General features: G+C 59.2%; 28 protein-coding genes. 14 read left to right on the top strand and 14 right to left on the bottom strand.

The window, feature by feature from the left end; genetic code table 11:
• Positions 1 to 65: 65 nt before the first annotated feature.
• A complete protein-coding gene (locus tag K3754_RS12320) occupies positions 66 to 1379 on the bottom strand; it encodes a pentapeptide repeat-containing protein (RefSeq protein ID WP_259937722.1) in 1314 nt (437 codons plus the stop codon).
• A 183-nt stretch (positions 1380 to 1562) separates the two neighbouring features.
• Between K3754_RS12320 and yajC the strand changes: the two genes are divergently transcribed.
• The 10 genes from yajC to K3754_RS12270 all read left to right on the top strand — a co-directional run bounded on the left by yajC (position 1563) and on the right by K3754_RS12270 (position 8427).
• The gene (yajC, locus tag K3754_RS12315; RefSeq protein ID WP_203210790.1) at positions 1563 to 1841 is read left to right on the top strand and encodes a preprotein translocase subunit YajC; all 279 of its coding nucleotides are present in this window, start codon (positions 1563 to 1565) and stop codon (positions 1839 to 1841) included.
• Between the two features lie 39 nt (positions 1842 to 1880).
• Entirely contained in the window at positions 1881 to 3530 is a 1650-nt protein-coding gene (gene secD / locus K3754_RS12310; protein ID WP_259937719.1) for a protein translocase subunit SecD, read from the top strand.
• Between the two features lies 1 nt (position 3531).
• A complete protein-coding gene (gene secF, locus K3754_RS12305) occupies positions 3532 to 4500 on the top strand; it encodes a protein translocase subunit SecF (protein ID WP_203210792.1) in 969 nt (322 codons plus the stop codon).
• Positions 4493 to 5248: a sulfite exporter TauE/SafE family protein gene (locus K3754_RS12300; protein WP_203210793.1), complete on the top strand. Its 756-nt coding sequence runs from the start codon at positions 4493 to 4495 to the stop codon at positions 5246 to 5248. Before secF ends, K3754_RS12300 begins: the two co-directional genes overlap by 8 nt.
• 3 nt (positions 5249 to 5251) lie before the next feature.
• A complete protein-coding gene (locus K3754_RS12295; protein WP_203210794.1) occupies positions 5252 to 5605 on the top strand; it encodes an Mth938-like domain-containing protein in 354 nt (117 codons plus the stop codon).
• Positions 5606 to 5656: 51 nt separating this feature from the next.
• The gene (gene ccmA, locus K3754_RS12290) at positions 5657 to 6274 is read left to right on the top strand and encodes a heme ABC exporter ATP-binding protein CcmA (RefSeq protein WP_259937710.1); all 618 of its coding nucleotides are present in this window, start codon (positions 5657 to 5659) and stop codon (positions 6272 to 6274) included.
• Positions 6271 to 6927, top strand: coding sequence for a heme exporter protein CcmB (gene ccmB / locus K3754_RS12285; RefSeq protein WP_203210796.1), 657 nt, complete (start codon positions 6271 to 6273; stop codon positions 6925 to 6927). The genes ccmA and ccmB overlap by 4 nt, the downstream gene beginning before the upstream one ends.
• A 78-nt stretch (positions 6928 to 7005) precedes the next feature.
• The gene (locus tag K3754_RS12280) at positions 7006 to 7740 is read left to right on the top strand and encodes a heme ABC transporter permease (RefSeq protein WP_259937709.1); all 735 of its coding nucleotides are present in this window, start codon (positions 7006 to 7008) and stop codon (positions 7738 to 7740) included.
• Entirely contained in the window at positions 7740 to 7895 is a 156-nt protein-coding gene (gene ccmD, locus K3754_RS12275) for a heme exporter protein CcmD (protein ID WP_203210798.1), read from the top strand. The genes K3754_RS12280 and ccmD overlap by 1 nt, the downstream gene beginning before the upstream one ends.
• A gap of 13 nt (positions 7896 to 7908) precedes the next feature.
• Positions 7909 to 8427, top strand: a complete 519-nt coding sequence (locus tag K3754_RS12270) for a DsbE family thiol:disulfide interchange protein (protein ID WP_259937702.1) — start codon at positions 7909 to 7911, stop codon at positions 8425 to 8427.
• A 90-nt stretch (positions 8428 to 8517) separates the two neighbouring features.
• On the opposite strand, the gene acnA is transcribed toward K3754_RS12270, so the two are convergent.
• On the bottom strand, positions 8518 to 11292 hold the full coding sequence (gene acnA / locus K3754_RS12265) for an aconitate hydratase AcnA (RefSeq protein WP_259937700.1): 2775 nt from the start codon (positions 11290 to 11292) through the stop codon (positions 8518 to 8520).
• 234 nt (positions 11293 to 11526) lie between these two features.
• Between acnA and K3754_RS12260 the strand changes: the two genes are divergently transcribed.
• The gene (locus K3754_RS12260; RefSeq protein ID WP_259937699.1) at positions 11527 to 12225 is read left to right on the top strand and encodes a thioredoxin family protein; all 699 of its coding nucleotides are present in this window, start codon (positions 11527 to 11529) and stop codon (positions 12223 to 12225) included.
• 12 nt (positions 12226 to 12237) lie between these two features.
• On the opposite strand, the gene K3754_RS12255 is transcribed toward K3754_RS12260, so the two are convergent.
• The 5 genes from K3754_RS12255 to purB form a co-directional block, all read right to left on the bottom strand.
• Entirely contained in the window at positions 12238 to 13146 is a 909-nt protein-coding gene (locus tag K3754_RS12255; protein ID WP_259937698.1) for a lysophospholipid acyltransferase family protein, read from the bottom strand.
• Positions 13147 to 13257: 111 nt separating this feature from the next.
• Positions 13258 to 14328, bottom strand: coding sequence for a flagellar motor switch protein FliG (locus K3754_RS12250; protein ID WP_203210803.1), 1071 nt, complete (start codon positions 14326 to 14328; stop codon positions 13258 to 13260).
• A gap of 63 nt (positions 14329 to 14391) precedes the next feature.
• The gene (locus K3754_RS12245) at positions 14392 to 14922 is read right to left on the bottom strand and encodes a hypothetical protein (protein WP_203210804.1); all 531 of its coding nucleotides are present in this window, start codon (positions 14920 to 14922) and stop codon (positions 14392 to 14394) included.
• Positions 14923 to 15092: 170 nt separating this feature from the next.
• Complete coding sequence (locus K3754_RS12240) at positions 15093 to 15254, bottom strand: hypothetical protein (RefSeq protein WP_203210805.1); 162 nt, start codon at positions 15252 to 15254, stop codon at positions 15093 to 15095.
• Between the two features lie 196 nt (positions 15255 to 15450).
• A complete protein-coding gene (gene purB / locus K3754_RS12235) occupies positions 15451 to 16755 on the bottom strand; it encodes an adenylosuccinate lyase (protein ID WP_203210806.1) in 1305 nt (434 codons plus the stop codon).
• Between the two features lie 84 nt (positions 16756 to 16839).
• Here purB and K3754_RS12230 point away from each other — a divergent pair, with 84 nt between their 5' ends.
• Positions 16840 to 17187: a hypothetical protein gene (locus tag K3754_RS12230; protein ID WP_259937695.1), complete on the top strand. Its 348-nt coding sequence runs from the start codon at positions 16840 to 16842 to the stop codon at positions 17185 to 17187.
• A 68-nt stretch (positions 17188 to 17255) separates the two neighbouring features.
• Here K3754_RS12230 and K3754_RS12225 read toward each other — a convergent pair whose 3' ends face one another.
• Positions 17256 to 18470: a bifunctional alpha/beta hydrolase/OsmC family protein gene (locus tag K3754_RS12225; RefSeq protein ID WP_259937693.1), complete on the bottom strand. Its 1215-nt coding sequence runs from the start codon at positions 18468 to 18470 to the stop codon at positions 17256 to 17258.
• Between the two features lie 174 nt (positions 18471 to 18644).
• On the opposite strand from K3754_RS12225, the gene K3754_RS12220 reads away from it, so the two are divergent.
• On the top strand, positions 18645 to 19799 hold the full coding sequence (locus K3754_RS12220; protein WP_259937691.1) for a PLP-dependent aspartate aminotransferase family protein: 1155 nt from the start codon (positions 18645 to 18647) through the stop codon (positions 19797 to 19799).
• 88 nt (positions 19800 to 19887) lie between these two features.
• On the opposite strand, the gene K3754_RS12215 is transcribed toward K3754_RS12220, so the two are convergent.
• From K3754_RS12215 to dddP, 3 genes are all read right to left on the bottom strand, one after another.
• Complete coding sequence (locus K3754_RS12215) at positions 19888 to 20517, bottom strand: MSMEG_1061 family FMN-dependent PPOX-type flavoprotein (RefSeq protein ID WP_259937688.1); 630 nt, start codon at positions 20515 to 20517, stop codon at positions 19888 to 19890.
• Between the two features lie 178 nt (positions 20518 to 20695).
• Entirely contained in the window at positions 20696 to 21523 is an 828-nt protein-coding gene (locus K3754_RS12210) for a flagellin (RefSeq protein WP_259937685.1), read from the bottom strand.
• A 213-nt stretch (positions 21524 to 21736) separates the two neighbouring features.
• On the bottom strand, positions 21737 to 23077 hold the full coding sequence (gene dddP / locus K3754_RS12205; protein ID WP_259937684.1) for a dimethylsulfonioproprionate lyase DddP: 1341 nt from the start codon (positions 23075 to 23077) through the stop codon (positions 21737 to 21739).
• 123 nt (positions 23078 to 23200) lie between these two features.
• Here dddP and K3754_RS12200 point away from each other — a divergent pair, with 123 nt between their 5' ends.
• On the top strand, positions 23201 to 23908 hold the full coding sequence (locus K3754_RS12200; protein WP_259937682.1) for a DUF3445 domain-containing protein: 708 nt from the start codon (positions 23201 to 23203) through the stop codon (positions 23906 to 23908).
• A 46-nt stretch (positions 23909 to 23954) separates the two neighbouring features.
• Here K3754_RS12200 and K3754_RS12195 read toward each other — a convergent pair whose 3' ends face one another.
• The 3 genes from K3754_RS12195 to K3754_RS12185 all read right to left on the bottom strand — a co-directional run bounded on the left by K3754_RS12195 (position 23955) and on the right by K3754_RS12185 (position 25925).
• Positions 23955 to 24383: a glyoxalase superfamily protein gene (locus tag K3754_RS12195; protein ID WP_203210813.1), complete on the bottom strand. Its 429-nt coding sequence runs from the start codon at positions 24381 to 24383 to the stop codon at positions 23955 to 23957.
• Between the two features lie 397 nt (positions 24384 to 24780).
• Positions 24781 to 25596 (bottom strand): lytic transglycosylase domain-containing protein, encoded by an 816-nt coding sequence (locus K3754_RS12190; protein WP_259937680.1) that lies wholly within the window; start codon positions 25594 to 25596, stop codon positions 24781 to 24783.
• An 83-nt stretch (positions 25597 to 25679) separates the two neighbouring features.
• On the bottom strand, positions 25680 to 25925 hold the full coding sequence (locus K3754_RS12185; RefSeq protein ID WP_203210815.1) for a hypothetical protein: 246 nt from the start codon (positions 25923 to 25925) through the stop codon (positions 25680 to 25682).
• Positions 25926 to 25958 lie beyond the last annotated feature (33 nt).

Genomic DNA, 25958 nt, shown 5'->3' with positions numbered 1-25958 from the left:
CGTCTCGCCGCGTTATGCCGGATTGCGCAGCAAAGGGGTAGAGCGGAGTGAGGGGGCGGGGCAGGCTATTGGGGATTGTCCGGGTCTTGACCGATGGAACGTTGGAAGGCGCGCCATTGGTCTCGAAATTCTTCGAATGCGAGGGTTTCTTTCGGCCAATGCTCAGGGGCGTGCTTTGCGTTGTTGGGAAGAGTTACACTGGTGTCACCAAACACTCTAGGCAATGCGGGCTCTATCTGAGGCACGGTACTTAGGTCAGTAAATTGTAGCGCAGCACCGTCGAGTACCGTATCCAAAAGATCAGTTCTAGCATCAAATTTCGCAGCTGCGAGATCGGCAAACTGGAGCTCGGCGCTCTTTAGGCATGCCCCATGAAGTTCCGTACCTCGAAGGTCTGAACATTGCATTTCCGCACAGAGAATGTAGGCCTCGCTTAGGTTAGAACATTCAAAATCGGCTCCCTGAGCGAAGATTGCGAAAAGGTCTGCACCATTGAAATCAAGCTCCCGAAGGTCCATCCCTTGAAGATTCGCTTTGCTTAGATTGATTTCGACCTGACTGGCATCTACACCTTTTATGCTTTTCAGACGGCCAATAGTCTGGACAGCATTTTCTAGGTCTGGGCGAACACGAATTCGGCATTCCAGGAAGCGGTCATGTTGTTCTTCGAATGTAAGGGTGTTGTCCCAATCCAAAGGCGGAAAGCTCTCTCGTTCTGTTCGAACAAGGGCGCAAAGCATCTTGGATACGCGGCTAGCGAATGCCGGCCGCTCACGGACAAGTTCCTCTAGGCGGTCGATAGCTGCAATCCTTCGGGTAGGGTCATCCGTCCATCCATTGCTTGCCCTGTTTCCCTCCCATTTCGTGACTTGTTTTTGGGTGTAGAGGTCTGCAACGGCGGAATTGAACCTTTCGTTTAGAAGAGCATCGTTTTCGATCTCTCGTTGTCTCTCCATCAGCGTCGTCTGTTCCCGGTTCAGCTTCAGTCGAATAATCGTAAAGGGCAGGGCGACTACCGCGCCCAGAACAGCAGTGAGCGCCGTCAGCTTTGCGATCGAAAACCGCCAGTCCCAAATTGCCGCGCTGTCATCGGCCAACATCCCCGGTGTCGCCCGCCAGATCGTATCGAAGATCGTGATCAGGATGCCAATCAACAGAACCAGAAAAATAGCACCCCAGCTTGTAACCATCAGGAAAAACACAGCCGTTGGCAGCCGGTCCAAACCCATTTGAGATTGGAACGACGCGATTGCCTCTCTGGGTTTTGCCTTGGCGGGCATCATTGCAAAGACAACCAGCGCGGATGCCAGCCCAAAGGCGAGCAGCACGCCAATGGCCAAAACCAAGCTATGAGGGAGCGGGATTGTAATCTGGGTCATTCAATTACTTCTTTGGCCATAACGGGCAGTTCCACAACTTATCCGAGACTACCTGCTTCCTCCGTCCCGTCCACCCAAAACTCCCCTTTGCACCTTGCGCCTTGCCCTTGCCACGCATAGGTTCTGCCAAACTTCGTGGTGGGGCGTTCTGCGCCCTCAACAGCAGCTAAAAGGACCACCTCCATGCAAGGCATCCAGCAATTTATCCCGCTGATCCTGATCTTCGGTATCATGTATTTCCTCCTGATCCGTCCCCAGCAGAAAAAAGCCAAGGAACATCAGGCGATGGTTGCGGCCCTGCGGCGCGGGGATCAAGTTGTGACCCAGGGCGGCATGATCGGCAAAGTGGTCAAAGTGCGCGAAGATGGCGAGCTGGAGATCGAGATTGCCGATGGCGTCAAGGTTCGCGTGATCCAATCCACCATCGCCACGGTTGTCTCCAAGACCGAACCGGCCAAATAAACCGCCCCTGCGGCCAACGCTTAAGATAAAGGCGGACCCATGCTTCAGATTGATCTGTGGAAACGGATTGCTATTGCGCTGACCTGTGCCATCGGGCTCTGGCTGGCGCTGCCCAATGCGTTTTACGGCCCCGTGGAACAGCACAATGATGCCGCCAAGGCGATTGAGCTTTCCGGATCCACCCCCGAGCTTCAGGCGCAATTGGCGCTTTGGCCCGACTGGATGCCATCGGGGCTGGTCAATCTGGGTCTGGACCTGCGCGGCGGGGCGCATCTTCTGGCCGAGGTCAAGGTGCAGGACGTTTATGCTGCACGGATGGAGGCGCAATGGCCCGAGGTCCGCGACGCCTTGCGCAGCCTGACCCCCGTGCGCCGCCAGCAATCTCCCGAAGATGAGCTGCGCGTGCGGCTCAACGATACGGACAAGATGGCGCAGGCGTTGGAGATCGTGCGCGGTTTGGCTCGACCGGTGACCACGCTGACCGGGGCAGGGTCCAATGACATCGATGTGCGCGGCGAAGACGGGATGATCATCGTCACCCTGTCGGATGCGGAAAAGCAGGCGACCGATGAGCGCACGATGCAACAATCGCTTGAGATCATCCGCCGCCGGATTGACGAGGTCGGCACCCGCGAGCCGACGATCCAGCGCCAGGGCGCGGACCGGATCCTCATTCAGGTGCCCGGCATCGGTTCGGCGGCCGAGCTGAAAGCGATCATCGGCACCACCGCGCAGCTGACCTTCAACCCGGTTGTGAGCCGCGGGTCGGATGCCAACGCCAACCCCGGTATCGGCAACAAAGTGTTGGCCTCCGTGGATGAGGAAGGTGCCTATTACACCGTTGAGGCCGCGCCTGTCGTCACTGGCGAGGAACTGGTCGATGCGCAGCCCAGCTTTGACCAGAACGGATCGCCCGCGGTCAGTTTCCGGTTCAACACCACCGGCGCACGCAAGTTCGGCAATTACACCGCTGAAAACATTGGTGCGCCCTTTGCGATCATCCTTGATGACAAGGTGATCAGCGCCCCCACGATCCAAAGCCATATCCCCGGCGGATCGGGCATTATCACCGGCAATTTCAATGTCGAGGAAAGCACCAACCTCGCGATCCTTCTGCGCGCCGGTGCGCTGCCTGCGGGGCTGGAGTTTCTGGAAGAACGCACCATCGGCCCCGAACTGGGCCAAGACAGCATCGATGCGGGCAAGGTGGCAACCATCATCGCCTTTGTTGCCGTGCTGGTCTTTATGTTCCTGAGCTATGGTCTGTTCGGCATTTTCGCCAATATCGCGCTGGTCATCAACGTCGGCATGATCTTTGGCCTGCTCAGCCTTGTCGGTGCGACGCTGACCTTGCCGGGCATTGCGGGGATCGTTTTGACGGTCGGCATGGCGGTGGACGCCAACGTGCTGATCTTTGAGCGCATCCGCGAAGAGTTGAAAACCGCCAAAGGGCCGGCCCGCGCGATCTCGCTTGGCTATGAAAAGGCGCTATCGGCGATCGTAGACGCCAATATCACCACATTGATCACAGCCGTGATCCTGTTCGTCATGGGCTCCGGCCCGGTGCGCGGCTTTGCGATCACGCTGGGCTTTGGCATCATCACATCTGTGTTCACCGCGATCTTTGTCACCCGCCTGTTGGTGGTGATCTGGTTCGAGGCACGCCGCCCGAAAACGATTGAGGTCTGACATGCGTTTGCGACTGTTCAAGGAAAACTCGAACTTCGATTTCTTCAAGCACTGGAAGATGTGGCTGGGCATTTCGGGGCTGATGATGGTCATCGCCTTTGCCTCCTTCATGATCCAGGGTTTGAACTTTGGCATCGATTTTCGCGGCGGCACCACAATCCGCACCGAAAGCCCGTTGGCGGTGAACGTGGCCGAATACCGCGGCGCGATGGAGCAACTGGATCTTGGCGATATCACCATCACAGAGGTGTTCGATCCGACTTTCCGCGAAGATCAGAACGTGGCGATGATCCGCATTCAGGCGCAGGACGAACAAGAAGCGGTGTCAGTGGACACCATCGAGGCGGTTCAGGCCGCGCTGAAAGACATCCGTCCGGACATCAAATTTACATCCGTTGAATCCGTTGGCCCCAAAGTATCGGGCGAATTGATCCAAACCGCTGCAATTGCCGTGGTCTTGGCGATTGGCGCGGTCCTGATCTACATCTGGCTGCGGTTTGAATGGCAATTTGCCGTCGGTGCGGTGCTGGCGCTGGTGCATGACGTTTTGCTGACCATCGGGATTTTCTCTGAGCTTCAGATCCGGTTCGATCTGGCGATTATCGCAGCGCTGCTGACCATTGTGGGTTACTCGCTCAACGATACGGTGGTGGTGTTTGACCGGGTGCGTGAAAACCTGCGCAAATACAAGAAACGCGATCTCAAAGAGGTTCTGAACCTGTCGATCAACGAAACAATGAGCCGGACGTTCATGACCTCTGTCACCACCCTGCTAGCGCTGATTGCGCTGTTTGTGCTGGGCGGCGATGTGATCCGCGGCTTTGTCTTTGCGATGATCTGGGGCGTGATCGTCGGTACATACAGCTCGATCTTTGTGGCCTCCGCGGTGCTTTTGTACCTTGGCGTGAAACGTGACTGGTCCAAGCCGGATGCAAACGCAGGCAACCAATACGCCAACATAGATGCCTGATTGGCTGCTTCCAGCCGGATCGCCCGAAGGGCTGATCTGGCTGGTGGGGGCTGTTTTTGTCGCGGGCATCGTGCGCGGTTTCTCCGGCTTTGGCTCCGCGATGATCATCATGCCAGTGGCCGCTTCGGTGCTGTCGCCGGTCGAGGCTGTGATTTTCCTGACAGCGGCTGAAATCCTTGGCCCGGTGCCCAACCTGCGGCCCTCAATGCGTGATGGGACACCGCGCGATGTGGGGCGGCTGATCCTGGGTGCATTGATCTGTCTGCCCGTCGGTCTGTGGCTTTTGACACAACTGGATCCATTGGTTTTTGGCTGGATCATCTCCGGCATTGTCTTGGCGCTGCTGGTGCTGGTCATCTCCGGCTGGCGCTACACCGGAGCGTTGACCGCAAGTCTTACCGTCGGCGCAGGCGGCATTGGCGGATTCATGACCGGTTTTGCCGGTATACCCGGCCCGCCGGTGATCATGCTCTATATGGCCAGCACATTGCCCGTGGCGACCATCCGCGCCAATCTGATGCTGTACCTGTTTGCGGTGGATCTGGTGCTGTTTCCCGTGCTGTGGCTGAGCGGGCTGATGGTCTGGCCGGTCTTTGCACTGGGTCTGATGCTCGGCGTGCCAAACCTGATCGCCAATGTCATCGGCGCGCGTCTGTTCAACCCCAAGGCGGCGCGGCTTTTTCGTTTTGTGGCCTATCTCGTGATTTTCAGTTCCGCTATCCTGGGGCTGCCGATTTGGAAAGGATGATCCATGCGTCTCAATGAAGTTGAATATAACAACGCCCAGCCGGTCGAAGGGTATGGACCCGGATTCTTCCGCATCGGCGGGCAGGTCATTGAGGGGCCGGTGATCACCGGCGCAGATGGCCCGAAACGCTGGGGCGGGTTGGAGGACACAGCGCCGCTTTTGGCAATGGCGGGAGAGATTGACGTTTTGTTTGTCGGCACCGGCGCCGAGATCGCCCATCTGCCCGATGATCTGGATCAGCAATTGCAAGAGGCCGGTATCGCGGCAGAGCCGATGTCTTCCCCCGCCGCATGCCGCACCTATAACGTGCTGCTCAGCGAGGGCCGCCGGATCGCGCTGGCAATGATCCCCGTCTGATGTGCTGCAATGCCGCTTTTGCATGACGCGCCAATCAGGTAGGGCTGTGCCATGACCTTGCGTGTGGACAACCTGACCCTTGCCCGTGGCGGCGTGCCTGTGCTGACGGATGTATCGCTGACGGTACGGCCCGGTCAGGCGCTGATCCTTCGCGGGCCAAACGGGGCGGGCAAAACCACGCTTTTGCGCAGCATCTCTGGATTGCAACCGCCGCTGTCGGGACAGATCACCGGCGCAGAGGATCAGATTGCCTATGCTGGCCACGCCGATGGTCTCAAGGCGATGTTGAGTGTACGCGAAAACCTGATGTTCTGGGCGCAGGTCTTTGGCCGCACCGGTATCACCGCAGCGCTGGACGCCTATGCCCTGCACCCACTGGCGGACCGATTGGCAGGCACCCTGTCGGCCGGGCAAAAGCGCCGCTTGGGTCTGGCGCGATTGTTGGTGACCGGGCGACCCATCTGGATTTTGGATGAACCGACTGTGTCGCTCGACAAAGATGCCGTGGCGCAATTTGCTGCGGCGGTGCGGGCACATCTTGGGCAGGGCGGTTCGGCCCTGATGGCCACGCATATTGATCTGGGGCTGGAGGCCGAGGTGCTGGACCTCACACCGTTTCGCGCCCGTGCCAGCGCCCGCGCCGGGGCCAGCGATGAGGCGTTCCTGTGATTGCCCTGCTGATCCGCGATCTGCGTCTTGCCTTGCGGGCGGGCGGCGGATTTGGTCTTGGCCTTGCGTTTTTCCTCATCGTGACCGTGCTGGTCCCGTTCAGCGTTGGCCCGCAGCCGGAACTGCTGGGCCGGATCGCGGCAGGGGTCTTGTGGCTGGGCGCATTGCTGGCTTGCCTGCTGTCGCTGGATCGTCTGCTGGCGCTGGATTACGAGGACGGGACGCTGGATCTGCTGGTCACGGCTCCCCTGCCGCTTGAGGCGGTGGTGAGCATCAAGGCACTGGCCCATTGGTTGACCACGGGCCTGCCGCTCGTGCTGGCCGCGCCGGTTCTGGCGGTGTTGCTGAACCTGCCGCCGCAAGGGTTTTTGCCGCTGGTCATTTCGCTGGCGCTTGGCACGCCAGCGCTGTCGGTGATCGGCACCTTTGGTGCGGCGCTGACCGTGGGCATCAAACGTGGCGGGCTGCTTTTGTCGTTGCTGGTGCTGCCGCTCTATGTACCGACGCTGATTTTCGGGGCCGAGGCTGCGCGGCGCGGGGCGATGGGAATGCAGCATGACACCTACCTGATCATGCTGGCCGGGATCACCTTTGCCACCATCGCGCTGATGCCCTTTGCCAGCGCCGCTGTTCTGCGCATGGGTCTGCGATGATCGCGTCTTTTTGTCCATCCCGCCCCGTTCACGCGTTTGACCATTGAGCGGGCCGCAGCGGAGCGTTAGATAAACCCCATGTCCATTTGGCAATATGCAAACCCCGTGAAATTTCTCGCTTTGTCAGAGCGGGTGCAGCCTGTGCTTTGGGTGCTCGCCGCCGCGAGCGTGGCCACTGGTCTGGTCTGGGGGTTCTTTGGCACGCCCGATGACTACCGGCAGGGATCAACGGTCAAGATCATCTTTATCCACGTGCCATCCGCGATGATGGCAATCAACGCGTGGGGCATGATGCTGATCACCTCGCTGATCTGGCTGATCCGGCGGCACCACGTCAGCGCGCTGGCCGCCAAGGCTGCCGCGCCGGTGGGCATGGTGATGACCGTAATAGCCCTGATCACCGGGGCCCTTTGGGGCCAACCGATGTGGGGCACATGGTGGGCTTGGGATCCGCGCCTGACCTCGTTTTTGATCCTTTTCCTGTTTTACCTGGGCTACATCGCCCTGTGGGCCGCGATCGAAGACCCGGACACGGCGGCGGATTTGACCTCCATCCTGTGTTTGGTCGGCTCTGTCTTTGCGCTGCTGTCGCGCTATGCCGTGCGGTTCTGGAACCAGGGCCTGCACCAGGGCACCTCGGTGCCTGTGGCCACGGGCGGGCGCACAGTGGATGATACGTTTTTTGTGCCACTGGCGATTTCGATGGCGGGTTTTGTGCTGCTGTTTCTGGCAATGGTGCTCTACCGCACCGGCACAGAAATTCGCATCCGCAGGGCCGCCGCATTGCTGGCGCGGTCGGAGAGGGGGCTGTGATGCCGGATCTGGGGAAATATGCCTTCGAAGTGCTGTCGTCCTATGGCGCGACACTGCTTTTGCTTGCCGGGCTTCTGGCGCTGACCCTGCGCCGTGGCCGGACGGCGCGCGCCGCCCTGAGAAAGATCGAAGCGGAGATCAAGAAAAATGGCTAGGATACGCCCCTTGATGATCGCCCCACCGCTGATCTTTGCCGGATTTGTGGCGCTGGCTGCCGTTGGCATGTTCCGTGATGACCCCGAGGGGCTGCCCTCCACCCTGGTTGGGCAAAAGGCACCCGGCGTGCCAGAGCTGCCGCTGGACGGGTTTCCGCCTGCCACCGCCAATATGCTGGCCTCGGGCGAGGTGACATTGGTGAATTTCTGGGCCAGCTGGTGCCCGCCCTGCCGCGCCGAACATCCCAAGCTTCTTGAAATGGCTGCAGAGGGCATGCCCATCGTCGGCATCAATTTCAAAGACCTCGAAGGCAATGCCCGCGATTATCTGACCGAAGACGGCAATCCCTTTATCGGCGTCGGGTTCGATCCACAGGGGCGCACCGCGATTGACTGGGGCGTGACCGCGCCGCCGGAAACCTTCATTCTGGATGGCAGCGGCACGGTGCTGTTCCGCTATGCCGGACCGCTGGTTGGCAGCGACTACGAGCAACGGTTCCTGCCCGCGCTGCGCGAGGCGCTTGGCCGATAAGCGGGATTGAGTTTTTGGCCAAATGAAGCTGGCAAAGAAAAAGGCCCCGGACGCAATGCCGGGGCCTTTTCTATTTGACTGATCGCAGTTCTAGCCTGCTTTGGCCAGATCGCGCAGCACGTAGTGCAGCACGCCGCCATGTTCGATGTATTCGATCTCGATCGCGGTATCGATCCGGCATTTGATCATGATGTTCTTGACCGTTCCGTCCGCCATGGTGATCGCGCAAGGCACTTCTTGCAGGGGCTGGATTGTGTCCAGACCAGAGATCGACACAGTTTCCTCGCCCGTCAGGCCCAGAGATTTGCGGTTGTCACCGCCAGTGAATTCAAACGGGATCACGCCCATGCCAACGAGGTTGGAACGGTGGATACGCTCAAAGCTCTCGGCAATCACCGCCTTGACGCCCAGCAGGGCTGTGCCCTTGGCCGCCCAGTCACGGCTGGACCCGGCGCCGTATTGTTCACCGCCAAAGACCACCAGCGGGGTGCCATTGGCCTGATGCGCCATGGCCGCGTCGAAGATCGAGGTCTGCGCGCCATCGGGGCCTTTTGTATAGCCGCCCTCAACGCCATCCAGCATCTCATTCTTGATGCGAATGTTGGCAAAGGTACCGCGCATCATCACTTCATGGTTGCCCCGGCGGGAGCCGTAGGAGTTGAACTCGCGGACTGGCACCTGACGTTCGGTCAGATACTGACCGGCAGGGGTGTCCGCCTTGAATGAACCGGCGGGGGAAATGTGGTCAGTGGTGATCATATCGCCCAGAACCGCAAGCACCTTGGCACCTTCGATGTTGGTGATCACACCGGGATCTTTGCTCATCCCCTGGAAGTAAGGCGGGTTCTGAACATAGGTGGATTGTACCGGCCAGTCGTAGGTCTGGCTGTCTGTGGTTTCCACTGCCTGCCACTTTTCGTCGCCTTTGAAGACGTCGGCATATTTGGTCTGGAACGCCTCGCGGGTGACAGTCTGTTCGACCAGTTCCGCGACCTCTTGCGTGGTGGGCCAGATGTCCTTGAGATAAACATCATTGCCATTCTGATCCTGACCCAGCGGGCTGTTTGCCAGATCATGGTTCATGTCACCGACCAGCGCATAGGCCACCACGAGGGGAGGCGAAGCGAGGTAGTTGGCGCGCACATCAGGGGAAATGCGCCCTTCGAAGTTGCGGTTGCCCGACAGGATCGAGGTGCCGATCAGATCATAGTCGTTGATTGCCTTGCTGATCGCTGGCTCAAGCGGGCCGGAGTTACCAATACATGTGGTGCAGCCATAGCCGACAAGGTTAAAGCCGATGGCGTCCAGATCTTCCTGCAGGTTCGCAGCCTCAAGATAGGCCGACACCACTTGCGAGCCGGGGGCCAGCGATGTTTTGACCCAAGGCTTGCGGGTCAGACCCAGCGCGCGTGCCTTGCGTGCCACCAGACCCGCGCCGATCATCACATAAGGGTTCGAAGTATTGGTGCAGGACGTGATCGAGGCGATCACGATAGACCCGTCATGCAGCTGGTAATGACCGTCGTCGGTTTTCACATAGCCACGTTTGTGGCTGCCTTCATCACCGGGGATTTCACGTGGTTCAGGCTGGCCACCTTCGCCTTCCCAGCGAATTTCTTCTTTCGGGGAGGCATCCTTGCCCGCGCGGACACCTTTGACGTATTCACCAAACGCCGTGTGCGCCGAGGTCAGTGCAATATAATCCTGCGGGCGTTTCGGGCCGGAGATCGCAGGCACGATGGTGCCCATATCAAGGCTCAAGGTGTCGGTGTAGATCGGCGCGTAATCGTCGCCGCGCCACATCCCGTTTTCCTTGGCATAGGCTTCGACCAGCGCGACGCGGTCCTCATCACGGCCCGTGGTGCGCAGGTAACGCAGGGTTTCACCGTCGATCGGGAAGAAGCCGCAGGTCGCGCCATACTCAGGTGCCATGTTGGCGATGGTCGCACGGTCTGCCAGGGGCAGGTGATCAAGACCCTCGCCGTAGAATTCGACAAATTTGCTGACCACGCCTTTTTCACGCAGCATTTCAACAACTTTCAGCACAAGGTCGGTGCCTGTAGTGCCTTCCATCATGCGGCCGGTCAGCTCAAAACCGACCACTTCGGGGATCAGCATCGAAATCGGCTGACCCAGCATGGCGGCCTCGGCCTCGATCCCGCCAACACCCCAGCCCAGAACGGCCATGCCGTTGACCATTGTGGTGTGGCTGTCTGTGCCGACCAGCGTATCAGGATAGGCCACTTCATCGCCGTTCTGGTCTTTGTCGGTCCAGACCGTTTGTGCAAGATATTCAAGGTTCACCTGGTGACAGATACCTGTGCCGGGGGGCACAACACGGAAGTTGTTGAACGCCTTCTGGCCCCACTTGAGGAAGGTGTAGCGTTCCATGTTCCGCTCATATTCGCGGTCCACGTTCATCTGGAACGCGCGCGGGTTGCCGAACTCATCAATCATCACCGAGTGGTCGATGACCAGATCAACAGGGTTCAGCGGGTTGATCTTTTCCGCGTCACCGCCAAGCGCCACCAGACCGTCGCGCATCGCGGCCAGATCGACAACCGCCGGAACGCCGGTGAAATCCTGCATCAATACGCGGGCAGGGCGATATGCAATCTCGCGCGGGTTCTTGCCGCCCTTGGCACCCCATTCGGCAAAGGCCTTGATGTCGTCCACGGTGACGGTCTTGCCATCCTCGAACCGCAGCATGTTTTCCAGCACGACCTTGAGCGCGGCGGGCAGCTTGGAAAAGTCGCCAAGCCCGGCGTCCTGCGCGGCGGGGATCGAATAATAGGCAATCGTCTGGTTGCCCGCAGTGATGGATTTGCGGGTCTTTGCGGTGTCCTGACCAACGGTAATTGTCATGGAGTGGCTCCCTTCGGGGTCTGATGGGTGGCGTTTCTGGCGTCTCAATGCCATCTGGCGAGGCACGTTTCAACCACTATTAGTGGCATTTGAGCTATTTTGTATACCATGGTGTACCGAAATTCCATGTTTTATTGGTCCATCGCTCACGCGGGCTCTCAAGAAACCTTGATTGGTTATTTCAGGGCCGGACGGTTAGATGCTGTATATCCCGGCGTGTTGTGATGGAATCAGATGAAATTTCTAAAATACTCTCTTCTTGCAGGTTTGATGGCGCTGGCCGCGCCGCTGTCTGCGCAAGACACACCCGTGGTGGTCGAACTTTATACCTCGCAAGGATGTTCATCCTGCCCGCCCGCCGATCAGATCCTGCATGAATTGGCAGACCGGGACGATGTGATCGCGCTGGCCCTGCATGTGGATTATTGGGATTACATCGGCTGGAAAGACCCCTTTGGCGATCCCGCCCATGCCGAGCGGCAGCGGGCCTATGCCGCGGCAGGGCATCGCCGCTCAATCTATACCCCGGAAATGATCGTACAGGGGCAGACCGATATTGTCGGCGCAAAACCCATGGCCTTGGCCAAGGCGATTGCCGAACACGCCCGCCAGGCGCCCAAGGTTGCCGTAACACTGTCCCGCGATGGCAATGCCCTCAAGATCACAGCCAAGCGCCTGGCGCAGGTCCAGGGCGGTATGACGGTCCATATGCTGCGCTATGAGCCGCGCCAAACGACCCATATCAAACGCGGAGAGAATGCAGGTAAAACCGTGGAATACGCCAATATCGTCGAAGGATGGACCGTTCTGGGCCACTGGGACGGCCGTGAGGCGCTGGATCTTGTGGCGCAGGTGGAAGGCGACAAACCCTCCGTAGTGATCATTCAGGGGCGCAACGCCGGGCCAATTTTTGGTGCGGCCCGCCTGCGCTGATCGCAAATCAACCTAGGGCTCGTGACTGCGCCAGCGGCGGTGAACCCAGAACCATTGTTCAGGACGTTTTGCCACTTGCGCGGCAAGGCTGTCGTTGATTGCCTGCGTCATGGTCTGGGCGTCTGAATGGGGAACGGGTGCCTCTAGCAGTGTTTGAAACGACAAGCCATCTGGCTGGCGAATGCCATAGAACGGGATCAGCAAAGCATCATAGCGCAGCGCAAGTTCCGCCGCTGACAAGGCTGTGCGCGCCGGTTCGCCCATAAAATCAAGGATCGGCGCATACATCACATGCTGATCAAACAGCAGCACCAGTTGCCCGCCGCCCTTGAGATGTCGCACAAATCCGGCAGTGCCTTTGCGCCCCTGCGGAAACACCGGCCCGCCAAAAGCCTCCATGGTTTTCACATAATGGGCGTTGAAATAGGGGTTCTTCATGTCCCTGTAGAGCCCGCCAATATCGAAGCCACGTGCCACCAAGGCGGCGCGGGTGGCCTCGTAATTGCCGAAATGCCCGGTGACAAGGATCACCGGACGGTTCGCGGCGGCGGCCTCTTCCAGCGCGGCAAAGCCGGGCCCTTCGGGTGTGATCTGGGCCATGCGGGCGGGAAAATCGCGGGCAGAATAGTTTTCGATAAAACTGCGCCCGACGTTGTTGAGACAATCGGAGGCGATCTGTTGCCGTTGGTCTTCCTCCATCTCAGGATGGATCAGCGCCAGATTGTCCAATGCGCGTTTGCGGTATCCGGCCAGCGGGCCGATGACATGCTGCACCAACCACCCGACAAAGCGCACGCGCAGGGCATAAGGCAATGCCAGCGCCAGCCGGATCACCGCGACGATCATCAGGTTGGTGGTGTAATGGACAAATTTGCGCAGCCGTGGCGGATCATTTGCGTCTGTGGGGGCAGGGGCGGACATAAGCCTCGATCAGCTGTGGCGATTACGCCAGACATAGCCCGCCCGCCCAGCGGCAACAAGACACCACCCGCAGGATGGGCAGTGATCCTCTGCGAAGAAGGGGACCGGAGCCTAGTCTTCGTCGTCGTCTTCAACCACCAACAACAGATCGCCCGATTGTTCCATCGCGCGGATCACATCGACGATACCTGACATGGCCGCCTCGACCTCGGCGGCCTTGACCTTGCCGGCCTCTTCAATCTCTTCGCGCAATTGATCGGCCATGCGGCCTGACATGTTCTCCAGCACGAAATCACGCGATGCGGCAAATCCAGCCGCCTCTGCACCGGCGAGGGCCAGCACCAGCTTGTCCTGATCCACCTCCCGCAGGATGCGGGGAATGTCGCGTGGGGCGATGCGGGCGGGGATATTGGCAAAGGTAAAGATCGCCTTGCGCACTGCATTGGCAAAGCCCTGATCGGTTTCGTCGAGGCCCGTCAGCACATCGTCGCGGGTCACATTGGTGGAGGAATTCAGGATCGCGCCGACCCTTTCAACCGGATCACTGTCAAAGGCGGTGGCGGGCTGGGCGTCCAGCTGGCTGGCCAATGACAGGCCAATCCGGTCGACCGCCTCTGGCGTGACAGCGCCCGTCAGGGACACCGCATAGGTGATACGCCGCGCCTGTGGGCCGGGCAATTTGCCGAGGATCTCGGCGGACATGGCAACGGGCAGTTTCGACAGCACCACCGCCGCCACCTCAATGCTTTCGTTCTCAACGGCGGGCAGCAGGCGCTCTGCGCCCAATTCGCCAAGCCGCGCCCAAGGGTTGCCAAACTGGCGCACGCCGGCCTCTTTGCGCAGGCGTGCGGCGGTGTGTGGACTGATCTTGCCGTCCAGCGCATCCAGCGCCCCGGCGATGCCCGCAGGAAAGGACAGGCCGACCTTTTCGACCTCGTTGGCGAATTCCTCAACCACCGCCATCATTGTATCGCGGTCCACCACGCGCATTTGCCCCATCTGGTGGGTCAGGCTCGCCTGCAATTCATCCGGCAGGTCCTCAAGCGGGATATCGGCCCCGTCGTTCAGCAAAAGCCGCACAATGATTGCCGCCTTCGCGCGGCGGCTGAGCGACACAGTGACGCCGCCCCCGTCAAGGACAGGAAGCGGCGCGAGACTGTTCATCGGAACCACATCGTTCATCTTGGCCTGTCCCCCGCAGAATGCCGGGACGTTGTGACAGGCAAAGGTGAAAAAAGGTTGAAATCAGTAGTTGTAAGTGCGTCCAGCAGCGATGGCCTTGCGCAGGGAGGCTTCGGCCCATGTGCCGCTGCCGCCATGGCTGCGGATCAGGCGCAATTGTTCCAGCGCATCGGCCACACGGCCCTCTTCAACAAACCCCTGGCCCATATAGGACCGGGCCAGCACATTGGCCGGGTTCACCACCAGGGCGCGATTGTAATAGGACATCGCCAGATCGGTCTTGCCCATCTTGCGGTTGGTAAAGCCCAGATAGGTCAAGGTGCGGTCATCATCCTGTGGCATCGCGGCCAGAACGGTCTGCGCATCGTCGTAACGGCCTGCATAGGCCAGCTGGCGCACGGTTTGATAAAGCGTGTCTGTGTCCAAATGGCTTTCTTCGGCGTTCACGCAAGCCTTGGTCTTTTTGTCATAGACCTGACCATTCTTGCACTTTGGTTTGGACGGCGCGGTCTCATCTCCGCCGCCTGCCGCATAAAGGGCCGTACCCATGCTGAGCGGAAGGGCGAGGGCGGATGCCATAACAAAATACTTCATAAAAACTCCTGATGTTCGTGTCTGAAGGGTATCACACAGAGATAACCCGCAGGGCTGCCAATTTATTCGCTCACGAATGTTTGATTTTTGGAAAAATGGATCAGCTTGCCGAAAAGTATAACCTTTCCGGCAGCTTGGATGTTTGGGCGTCTTGAATGTCTCGGTTCCGATCAGGTGCTGACAGGCAGGCAACTGTGGCTGGCGCTGTCATAGGCTGTGCCGGCGGCACATGACATTGCCTGTTTCTCCTTGCCATGCGAACAGCCCATCGCAAGGCTCAGGCTGGGGGCCGCGATCAGGGTAAGGGCAATCAAAAGGGTCTTGGTCTTCATGGTCCGTCTCCTTTGGTTGATAAGTCAAAGCTACACCGAAGGGCGGATTTTTCAAATATTGAGATTTCAAAAACCACAACTGCGCGGGAAGCGGCCTGTTTCTTCGCCAAAAACAACCGATCCCGCCCCATGAGAGGGCGGGATCGCGTTTTTCTTGCCAAATGAAGCCGGGGCCGTGGCCGCCAGAACCGTGTTTTTAATCGCCGAACACGCGGGCGAAGATCGTATCAACATGTTTGGTGTGATAGCCCAGGTCGAATTTTTCCTCGATCTCCTCCGCGCTGAGGGATTTCAGCACGTCCGCATCCGCCAGCAGTTCGGTTTTGAAGTCCTTGCCTTCTTCCCAAACCTTCATCGCATTGCGCTGCACCAGCTTGTAGCTGTCCTCGCGGCTGACGCCCGCTTGGGTCAGGGCCAGCAAGACCCGCTGTGACATCACCAGACCGCGGAATTTGTTCATATTGGCCAGCATGTTGTCGGGGTAAATTACCAGTTTGTCGACCACGGAGGTCAGACGGGCGAGGGCAAAATCAAGCGTAATCGTGGTGTCGGGGCCGATGTTGCGCTCAACCGAGCTGTGGGAGATGTCCCGCTCGTGCCAGAGGGCGACGTTTTCCATTGCGGGCACAACGGCCATGCGCACCAGACGGGCCAGACCGGTCAGGTTTTCGGTCAAAACCGGATTGCGCTTGTGCGGCATCGCGGAGGACCCTTTTTGGCCCTTCGAGAAAAACTCCTCGGCCTCAAGCACTTCGGTGCGCTGCATATGGCGGATCTCGGTGGCGATGTTCTCAATCGAAGAGCCGACGACGCCAAGCGCGGCAAAGAAGGCGGCATGGCGGTCACGCGGGATCACTTGGGTGCTGATCGGTTCGGGCTTGAGACCCAGTTTCGCGCAGACGTGTTCTTCGACCGCAGGGTCGATATTGGCGAAGGTGCCGACGGCGCCCGAAATGGCGCCGGTGGCGATCTCGTCGCGTGCGGTGCGCAGGCGCGTCAGGTTGCGGTCCATTTCGGCGTAGAAACGCGCGAAAGTCAGGCCCATGGTGGTGGGTTCGGCATGGATGCCATGGCTGCGCCCGATGCGCACGGTCATCTTGTGCTCCAGCGCCCGGCGTTTGAGCGCGGCCAGCAACCCTTCCATATCCGCGATCAACAGATCGGCGGCGCGGGTCAGCTGCACGTTAAAACAAGTGTCGAGCACATCGGAGGAGGTCATGCCCTGATGCACAAAGCGGGCCTCGTCGCTGCCGACATGTTCGGCCAGATGGGTCAGAAAGGCGATGACGTCATGTTTGGTCACAGCTTCGATCTCGTCGATGCGGGCCACGTCAAACTCGACATCCTTGGCCTTCCACACCGCATCCGCATTTTCGCGGGGGATCACGCCGATGTCTGCCATTGCATCGCAGGCGTGGGCCTCGATCTCATACCAGATCCGGAATTTTGTCTCCGGAGACCAGATCGCAACCATATCGGGGCGGGAATAGCGGGGGATCATCGGCACACACCTTTTTGTGACTGTTTTGTGGGTCACCGGCGCAATAGACTGCCGCAGGGGTAAGAACAAGGCAGGAGCCAGAAGATGCGTCAATTCGTGCTGTTTTTCATGTTGTGCGGGCCGTTTGCGGTGCAAGCGGACGAGGCGGCTTGGACACCTCTGAGCGGGGCAGAGATCAGCGCCGCTTTGACCGGCAAAGTGGTGCAATACGGATCGGCCTGGCAGGATTTTCGCGCCTCGGGCAAGACCTTGTACAATTCGGGGCGCGACTCATGGGGATACTGGCGGGTTGAGGGCGACCAATACTGCAGCCAATGGCCGCCTTCGGACCTTTGGGCCTGTTATGACATGACCCGGCAAGGCGACCGGTTGCGGTTTATCGGGGCGGCGGGGGATATTTCAGAGGCTGTTTATCGACCTGCGGCCGATTAGGGGGCCAGCCCCCATCGGTGCGGGGCACCGATTCCCCCGGAGTATTTGACGCCAAAAAGAGGGGAGGGTCAGTCGATGAGTTCTGTCACCACCTCAGAGGCGCGTTCAAGGGTGCGGTGGACGGGGCATTTATCCGCAATCTCCAGCAGGCGCTGGCGTTGATCCGCGTCCAATGCCCCCTCCAGCCGGATGCGTCTGCGCCATGTGTCCACCTTGGCGCCGCTGCCGGTTTCGGCGTCTTGCGCGTGGACCTTGTCGTGGCAGACATCGACGCTGACGTGATCGAGGGGCCAGCCCTTGCGGCGGGCGTACATGCGAATGGTCATCGAGGTGCAGGCGCCCAGTCCGGCGGAAAGAAAGCCATAGGGCGACATGCCGCGATTGGTGCCGCCATAGGCGAGCGGCTCATCCGCCAGCGCGTGATGGTGCGGGCCTGAAAAGACATCCTGCAAGAACCCGTCCGGGTCGGCTTCGGCAACGCGGATGATTCCCTCGGGTGCGCCGGGCGGCGGGGCAGGCGGGGCCAGTGGAATATAGCGGCCGGCCCATGTGGCGATCACCTCGGCGGCATAATCGGCATCTTCGGCGCGGCTGATCAAATGGTCGGCATTGTCCAGCGTGACAAAGCTTTTGGGGTGTTTGGCGGCGCCAAAGATCTGGCTGGCGTTTTCGATGCCCACCACATCATCCAGCGGCGCATGCATCACCATAAGCGCCGCATCCAGGGCTTTGATGGACTGGGTCAGGGCGGCCTGTTCGATATCCTCGACAAAGCCTCTGCTGATCGTGAAGGGACGGCCCGCGAGGCAAACCTCGGCCTGCCCCTCGGCGCGGATCTCGGGCAGGGCATCGGCAAAGTTGTGAATGACATGGCTGGGGTCAAAAGGCGCGGCAAGGCTGGCCACGGCCTTGATCCCTGGCATCCGGCTGGCGGCGCTTAGCACCGCCGCGCCGCCAAGGGAGTGGCCGATCAGCAGGCTGGGCGCCATGCCGGATTGATCCAGATAGGTGCAGGCCGCGATCAGGTCTTCGACGTTGGAGGTAAAGGAGGTATTGGCAAACTCCCCCTCCGAATGGCCCAGACCGGTGAAATCAAAGCGCAATACAGCGATGCCCATGCCGGCCAGCCGTGCCGCGATGCGGCGGGCGGCGGCAATGTCCTTGCCGCAGGTGAAACAATGGGCAAAGAGCGCGGTCGCGAGATGTGGCCCATCGGGCAGATCCAGCCGCGCCGCAAGCGGAGTGCCGTCATGGCCGGGAAAGGTGATGCGTTTGGTGGCCATGATCTGTTCTCCGCTTGGCTTTGGTCAAAGGTGAGTGATGGGCAGGCCATGCGCAAGTCATGTGACAGACCCCTCACGGGGGAGTGACAGCGGCGGAGCATCGCGGCGAGGGTTTTACACCGCGGCGGCAGGAGTGTAGCACTGGCGCGAAACCATCCAAGACGAGATATGCCCGTGGCTGACACATTCAAACCCGATCTGCACCCTGCAACCATCGCCGCCCACGCGGGCGGGGCCGCTGACGCGCATACAGCCGGTGTTGTGCCGGGTATTCATATGGCCACGACCTTTGTGCGGGATGAAAACTATGATCCGGTCAATCCGGAGAATGTCTATCTGCGGTCCCACAACGAAAACGTGCGGGTGGCTGAAGATCTGTTGTCAAAACTCGAAGGTGCGGCAGAGAGCCTGCTGTTTCCTTCCGGCATGGCAGCGGTGGCGGCGGTGTTTCGCACCGTGCCGACCGGCGCCAGCGTGGTAGTTCAGACGCAGATCTACTGGGGCACAACCGCATGGATCCGCGATTTCTGCACGCGGCGGGGGATCGAACTGCATGAGGTGGAAACCTCTGACCCGATCAGTCTGGAGATCGCCTGCAAGGTGCATAAACCGGCGCTCATCTGGATCGAGACCCCGTCAAATCCGTGGCTGCGCATCACCGATGTGACCGGCGCTGCGCGGATGGCCCATGCGGCGGGGGCGAAATTGGTGGTGGACAGCACGGCGGCGACACCGGTGTTGAGCCAGCCTTTGGCGCTCGGCGCGGATATTGTCATGCATTCGGCGACCAAGGGGATCAATGGGCATTCCGATGTTCTGGCCGGAACGCTGTCAACGGCGGCACCGGAGGATGACATCTGGAAGATGATCGTGGATGATCGCAATCAGGCTGGCGCGGTGATGGGGCCGATGGAGGCATGGCTTTTGACCCGCGGGATGCGCACGCTGCCACTGCGGATGCGGGAAATGTCCCGCAATGCCATGAAGATCGCTGAATATTTGCAAGATCACCCACAGGTTGAGGCCGTGCTTTACCCCGGATTGCCGGACCATCCCGGCCATGTGATCGCCAAACGCCAGATGACTGGCGGATATGGCGGACTTCTGTCCTTTGTGGTCAAAGGCGGCGGCGCGGCGGCGCTCAAGGCGGCGGGGCGGTTGCAATTGTTCTTGCGGGCAACCTCGCTCGGCGGGGTTGAAAGCCTGGTGGAGCATCGCCACACAATCGAGCCGCACACCGGCATCCCCGAAGGTCTGCTGCGGTTGTCGGTGGGGATTGAGGACGCGGGCGATCTGATTGCAGATCTGGGGCAGGCTTTGGGGCAATAGGGGCAAAGACGGGTTGGAGAATAGGACTCAAGATCAGGGCTTTGCGCCGCGATCTTAATGTCAATTTCAGACTGCCATTGCACCGGTTCTAATACAGGCGCTCTGCCTCGTCAGTGGAATGGTCCTCCTGGACCTCGTCCAGGGTCTGGTCTCTGTCGACCACTTCAATCACCCATTCAGCCAGCGTTGGCGCTGTCTTTCTCGCCGGCCAATGATCAGGCTGCCACAGGCGCGATCGGATCAAGGACTTCGAGCAATGCATAAAGACCTCCTCGACCTCAACAACCAATGCCAACATTGGAGCGCGGCCCTTGATCGCATGTCGTGCGCTGATCGACTTGTCTTTGACAATCCTCGCCTTGCCCGCAACGCGCAGCGTGTCGCCATGCCCCGGCACAATAAACAGGATCGCAACGTTCGGATCTTCCAGAATATTCTGAAATCCATCCACGCGGTGATTGCCCAACCGATCGGGGATGATCAGGGTCTTTTCGTCATAGACCTCAACAAATCCGGCCGGATCCCCTTTGGGTGAAACATCGATCAGACCGTCCGAGGATTTGGTGCCGATCACGATAAAGGGCGCGGTTTCGATAAACTGGGTCGCAACAGGAGTGATTTTGTCCGTGACCTTCAAAAAGGTGTTTGTGAACCCTTCTGTGGGCAGCAATTCACGCAGTCGCGAAAGGCTGGTGATCTCTTCATCGACGTCAAGCATTGGTTTTTCCCACTTTACTTTGCCCTGATCCATCAAAGCGACAATGGGACGTTAGCAAACCTAGGGCCACGGGTCAGCAGGTTTGAAGGACAATTGCGGCGCGGCGGGCACGCGCGAAACAAAAGAAAACCCCGCCCGGCAGGACCGGACGGGGCAAATTTCCAAGATTGGCAGCCGATTAACGGAACAGGCTCAGAATGTTGCCTGGTGCCTGGTTGGCAATCGACAGGGACTGCGTCGCCAACTGCTGCTGCACCTGATAGGCCTGCAGACGGGCCGCTTCTTCTTCCATATTCGCATCCACCATGGAGCTGATGCCGGAATCCAGCGTGTCTGTCAGGCTGTCAAGAAAGTCCATCTGGCCTTCAAGCGTTTTCTCGGTCACGCCCATAGACGTCGCCGCGTCAATCGCGTTGGACAGCTGGCCCTCGGCCACGACCAGTTTGGCCGCCATGGTTGTTGAAGTGTCGGTCACATCAACCGCTGCCATTGCGGTCTGAATCGCCTGAAGGTCAACTGTATCAAAGCTGATTGTGGTTGTTGCGAAAGAACCGCTGGCGCGGGAAATACCGCTGACAACTGTCACGGTCGAAGACGCGGCACCCACCAGATCGTCACCGTTAAAGGTGGCCTGATCAATGGCGGATTGCATGTTTTCGGCCAGAGCGTCGAGTTCACTTTGAACGTCGGCTTTGTCAACACCATCGCTTTGGGCAAACGCGATACGCTCAACCATCTGGTTGGCCAGATCCTTGACTGTTTCGGCGCCAAGACGGGCGGTTGCAACGGAGTTTTTCGTGGCTGTCATACCTTCGTTGATGGCCTTGAACATGCCGCTGTCGCCCTTCATCGTTTCGGAGATGGCGAAATAGGCGGCGTTTTCCTTACCGGAGCGTACCTGCAAACCGGTAGAAATACGCGACTGGGTTTCATTCAGACCACGGCTGACATTTTTGAGTGTGGCCAGGGCCACCGTTGCGGAATTATTGTTGAGAATGGACGACATGACTGCTCTCCTCATTTCTCGGGATGTTCAGTCTTCTGACCTACTAGGGCTTAATGCCGAGGACCGAGATAGGCGCGAATTGTGCAAAAATTTGGGCAAATGCCGGGTAATTCCAAGGTGTCTTATGACATATGCCACTTGGCGCGCGCAAAGGAATGGGGCGGAAACCCGCCTCAAGCATCTGTATTCGAATGATAAATATTGAACCTGGCTTTAGTCGCCCATTAAGGCCGCATCGAAGGGATAGGTTGTCAGGTTTTCAAATCCATCTTCTGTGACCAAAACCTGATCTTCCAGCTTGATCGAAAAATCCCCGCCCTCGGGCGAGACCAGCGCCTCCACACACAGCACCATGCCGGCCTCCAGCGGGTAGTCGTAAGCCCCCGCAACCGCGTGATCAGGATAGGCCACGAGAGGCCATTCATCGCACAGGCCCACGCCATGCATCAGGCAGCCGTATTTTCCGGCCTGATACTGCGCGTCCAGCACATGCGTACCGGCGGTCAATTCGGGGATCATCACACCGGGTTTGAGCATTTGCATGTTGGTCTGAATATGCTCAACCGCGTGTTGCATGGCATAGATCATGTCTGCACGCGGCTTCTGATCTCCTACCCACCATGTGCGGGAGATATCCACGCAAATGCCATAACTGCCGATCAGATCGGTATCAAAGGCAATGATCTCGTTGGGCTGGGTGATGCGCGGGCCACATTCCTGAAACCATGGATTGGTCCGTTGCCCGGACGCCAAAAGCCGCGTTTCAATCCATTCGCCGCCGCGTTTGATGTTCTCGGCGTGCAGAACCGCCCAGATGTCATCTTCGGACGTTTTCCCATTTGGCACAGCCGCGCGGGCAAAATCCTCCATCGCGCGCACAGAGACCTCGCAGGCATGAGAGGCACAGCGCATCGCCAAAATCTCGTCCGGTCCCTTGATCGAGCGGCTTTTTTCGGTGACCTCTTCGCCGTCCATGATCTCAAAGCCCTGCGCCTCAAGCGCTCGCAACCCGTGCAGCATGATCTTGTCCACCGCCAACCGCATATTGCCGCCGCCGTGTTCCGCAATCAGCGCCCGCACTTCGTTGCTGAACACATCTGCCGCCAGATCAACCTTGTCGCCTCGATCAAAATAGAACAGGTCCGCACCGGACCTTTGTTCGCGCACCAGTGGGTTGAACTCGCTCAGGAAGGGGGAGTTCTTGTAGTCCCAGATCACCATATAGCCGTCGGCGCAAAGCAGAACCGCCCGAAACGGATTGTGGGTGTTCCAAAGCTGCATGTTGGTGCTGTCGGTGGCATAGCGGATGTTGAGGGGGTCAAACATCAAGATGCCGCCATAGCCGCGGTCCACCACATGGCGGGTCAGCCGTTCCCATCTGTAGCGGCGCATCTTTTCAAGATTTGGCATCTCCAGCCCCGCCCCCCGCCATTCGTCAAACGCCAGCTGCGTCGGGCCGATCTCAATGCGGTTGTTGTCGTTGGGGCTGCCATCGGCAAGGGTGCTGCCCAATTTCGGATCAATCTTGCGGGTGTCGCGATAATGGCTGTTCATGGTGGGCTCCAACGCTTGTTTGGATCAGAGTGCCTGTTTGAAATGCCAAGGGTTGCTGAAATCCGACAGAAAGAGGTGTCGTTTTTGCACGACAAGGCGGGTTGGTCTTCATATGGTCCGTCCATGACCGAGATCCTGCAAGAGCATCTGCCGCCGCCGCAAACCGTTGAGAACAAACTGCCTGGGGTTGGCCCCTGTGCGCCTGATGACTGGCTGCGCGTGGATGAGGCTTACGCCGCGCAACTGGCCTATCGTGCCCAACTGCTGGCCGAGAAACGCGAGGCTGTGCTGTGGATGGACCCCGCCGCATTGCCCGCTGCGCAGGAAGCGTTGGAGGAGGCCCTGCATCTGTTACCGGGGCTGGGATTTGAACGGGCAGGGGATGAGGTGATCTGCCCCGATGGCCGCATTGTGCCGCTGGACTATGAGCAACCTCTGCTCACCCTTGGCCATTTGGTGCAAGAAGATATCTGTATTTTGCAAAAGCGCGGGGATGAACACGTATTGACCGGCGCAGTTCTGTGTTTTCCGGCCAATTGGCGATTGGCGGAAAAGGCAGGCAAGCCGTTGGTTGATATTCATATCCCAGTGCCGGAATACGATGATGACATTGCCCGACGGGTACAGCGGATGTTTGACGGCGTGCGGGCCGGGCGGCCCCTGTGGCGGTTCAACCGGCTGAGCTATGTTGAGGCGGATCTGCACCAACCGCGGCGCAAGGCTGTGGGGGAAGTGGAACGTTTCAACAGATCAGAGCGTCAATGCATCATCCGGATGCCGCGCACGGATGCGGTGATCTTTACCATACATACATGGGTTGTTCGGCGTTAGTTTTGGGCCGCGTCGGGCGCAGATCAAACGACCTGCGCCCCTTTGCTCAGGCGACATCCAGCACCATATGCGGCACCCCGTTCGACGTTTTCTGCGGTGACACACCGGCTGCATTCACGGTGGTATTCACCTGCCGCCGGTACGAGCTGAACAGCTCGGACGCCACCACATCGATCGCCTCGTCAAAGCGAAGGGTCAGCGACCAATAGCCATTGGACGACAGCCGCGCCGCCTTGACCTCGCCGCGAAAGGCATGGCCCAGATAGCGCCCCGATATCCGCTGACCGGGGGTCCAGCCGGGATGGGCATTGGCCGCTTTGGCCGCGATGGTGTTCCAATCGCGCATGCCCCACTGATGGGCAATGGTTTCCAGCGCTTCTGCGTGACTGATGGTCTGGCCGCGTGCATTCAAATCACTGCGCAGGCGTTTGGCCTGTGCCTTGAGCACATCACGGGACGGAATAGGATTGGTCATATCAAACACTCCTGCACTCGCGTCGGGTGAAAGGGATCCGCGTTGCCTATCAATCAGCGAGATTGAAGGTTTGAAAACAATTCAGGACTTCACCGGATTGCGGATGGCAGGGGCCTGACCCTTGGCGGTCATATAGGGGGAGGAATGGCGGTGTGCAAGGGGGCGTGGGTTGAAGAGCGGCAGAGGGCAATTGGGGGGCAGAGACGGCTTTGCGGAAAAGGCTGCCCTAAAGGCGCCATCGCGCCCGAACCGAGGGGCGGAAGCAAAGCGCCCGCCCCGTGGGGGCGGTTCGGGCGCTGCCAAATCGGAGATTTGGCAATTCGGCTTCATCTCATGGGGTATCAATGGGTTCAAAGCAGCCTTTGATATTGTCTCGACCTGATCAAATTCTCGCCTACTACTCCACCAGCCCTGCCGCATAAGCGATGGCGCGTTGATAGTTGCCGCTGTCGTTCCAGACCGACAGCACCTTGAAATTGCGGGTGCCCTGGCCGAAGGGTTTGCCGGGCTTCCAGCCGTTTTTGCGCAGCATATTGGCCGCGGTGGCCAGGGCATCTGCGGCGGTATAGGGGTCGGCACGGCCATCACCATTGCCATCCACCCCATAGCGCAGCCAGTTGCCCGCCAGAAACTGCATATGCCCCAATTCGCCCGAGGGACCACCGCGGGTCTTGCCGGAGATCACACCGCGATCGGCCATCTTGAGCGCGGCAATGGCGTGGGTTTCAAACTTGGGATGGCGGCGGCAATAGGACGACAAAGTCACCGCACCGCTCACAATGGGTGTCTTTCCCAAATAGCCGCCCCAGCTTGTCTCAAGTCCCCAGATCGTTGCCAAAAGGCTGGCCGGAACTCCGTATGTCCGCTCAATCGCGGCGAAGGTATTGGGATTGCGGGCAATCTTCTTGCGTGTCTGGTTGACAAAGTTTTGCGCCGAACTGCCGGATCGCTTGGCCAGGAACCGCGCCGGATCACCCTGCGATACGCCGGTCTGGCTGGAGGGGCGCGATTCAAAACGCCAGGTGATGTCTGACAGGCTGGCCGCGTTCAACGCCTGAAGTCCCCGTTGGCCCACGCCCGCCTTGGCTGCGTCTTTTGCCAAGCTCTGCTTGTAGGCGCCAAAGCTGCCTTTGCTGGTGATGCATTCTGCTGACAGGGCAGGGGTTGCCAGGACGGCAAGCGCCGCAACGGTAAGGAGTGACTTTTTAAACATACTGGGGGAACCTCAAAAATCCGAACTTAACGAAGATTAACAAGGTTTGGATTTGTTTCAACGGGCAACTGCGGCCTGTTGCATCAACCGTTGGTCCAAGTGGTCAGAACCATCACCCATTGCGGATCGGCCCGCGTCACGACCCAGGCATACGCCGAACCGCCCGTCAGAATGCCGACACCAAAGAAGAACGGAAACGTAAACCGTGTCCGCCTGGTTTTACCCGCACTCAACTGGGGACTGCTGCACGTTTCGACTGTCAGCCTTCCGCTCTGGTGCTTCTCTATCCGGCCGATGCGTTCTGCAAAGGTTGTGGTTGAGATTGCCATCGTATGCTCACTAATTATTCACGAGCCCATTTA

The sequence above is a fragment of the Sulfitobacter sp. M368 genome, assembly GCF_025141875.1.
Taxonomy (GTDB): Bacteria; Pseudomonadota; Alphaproteobacteria; order Rhodobacterales; family Rhodobacteraceae; genus Sulfitobacter; species Sulfitobacter mediterraneus_A.
Note: the sequence above shows the minus strand (reverse complement) of the source record. Positions and strands in the feature narration are given on the sequence as shown.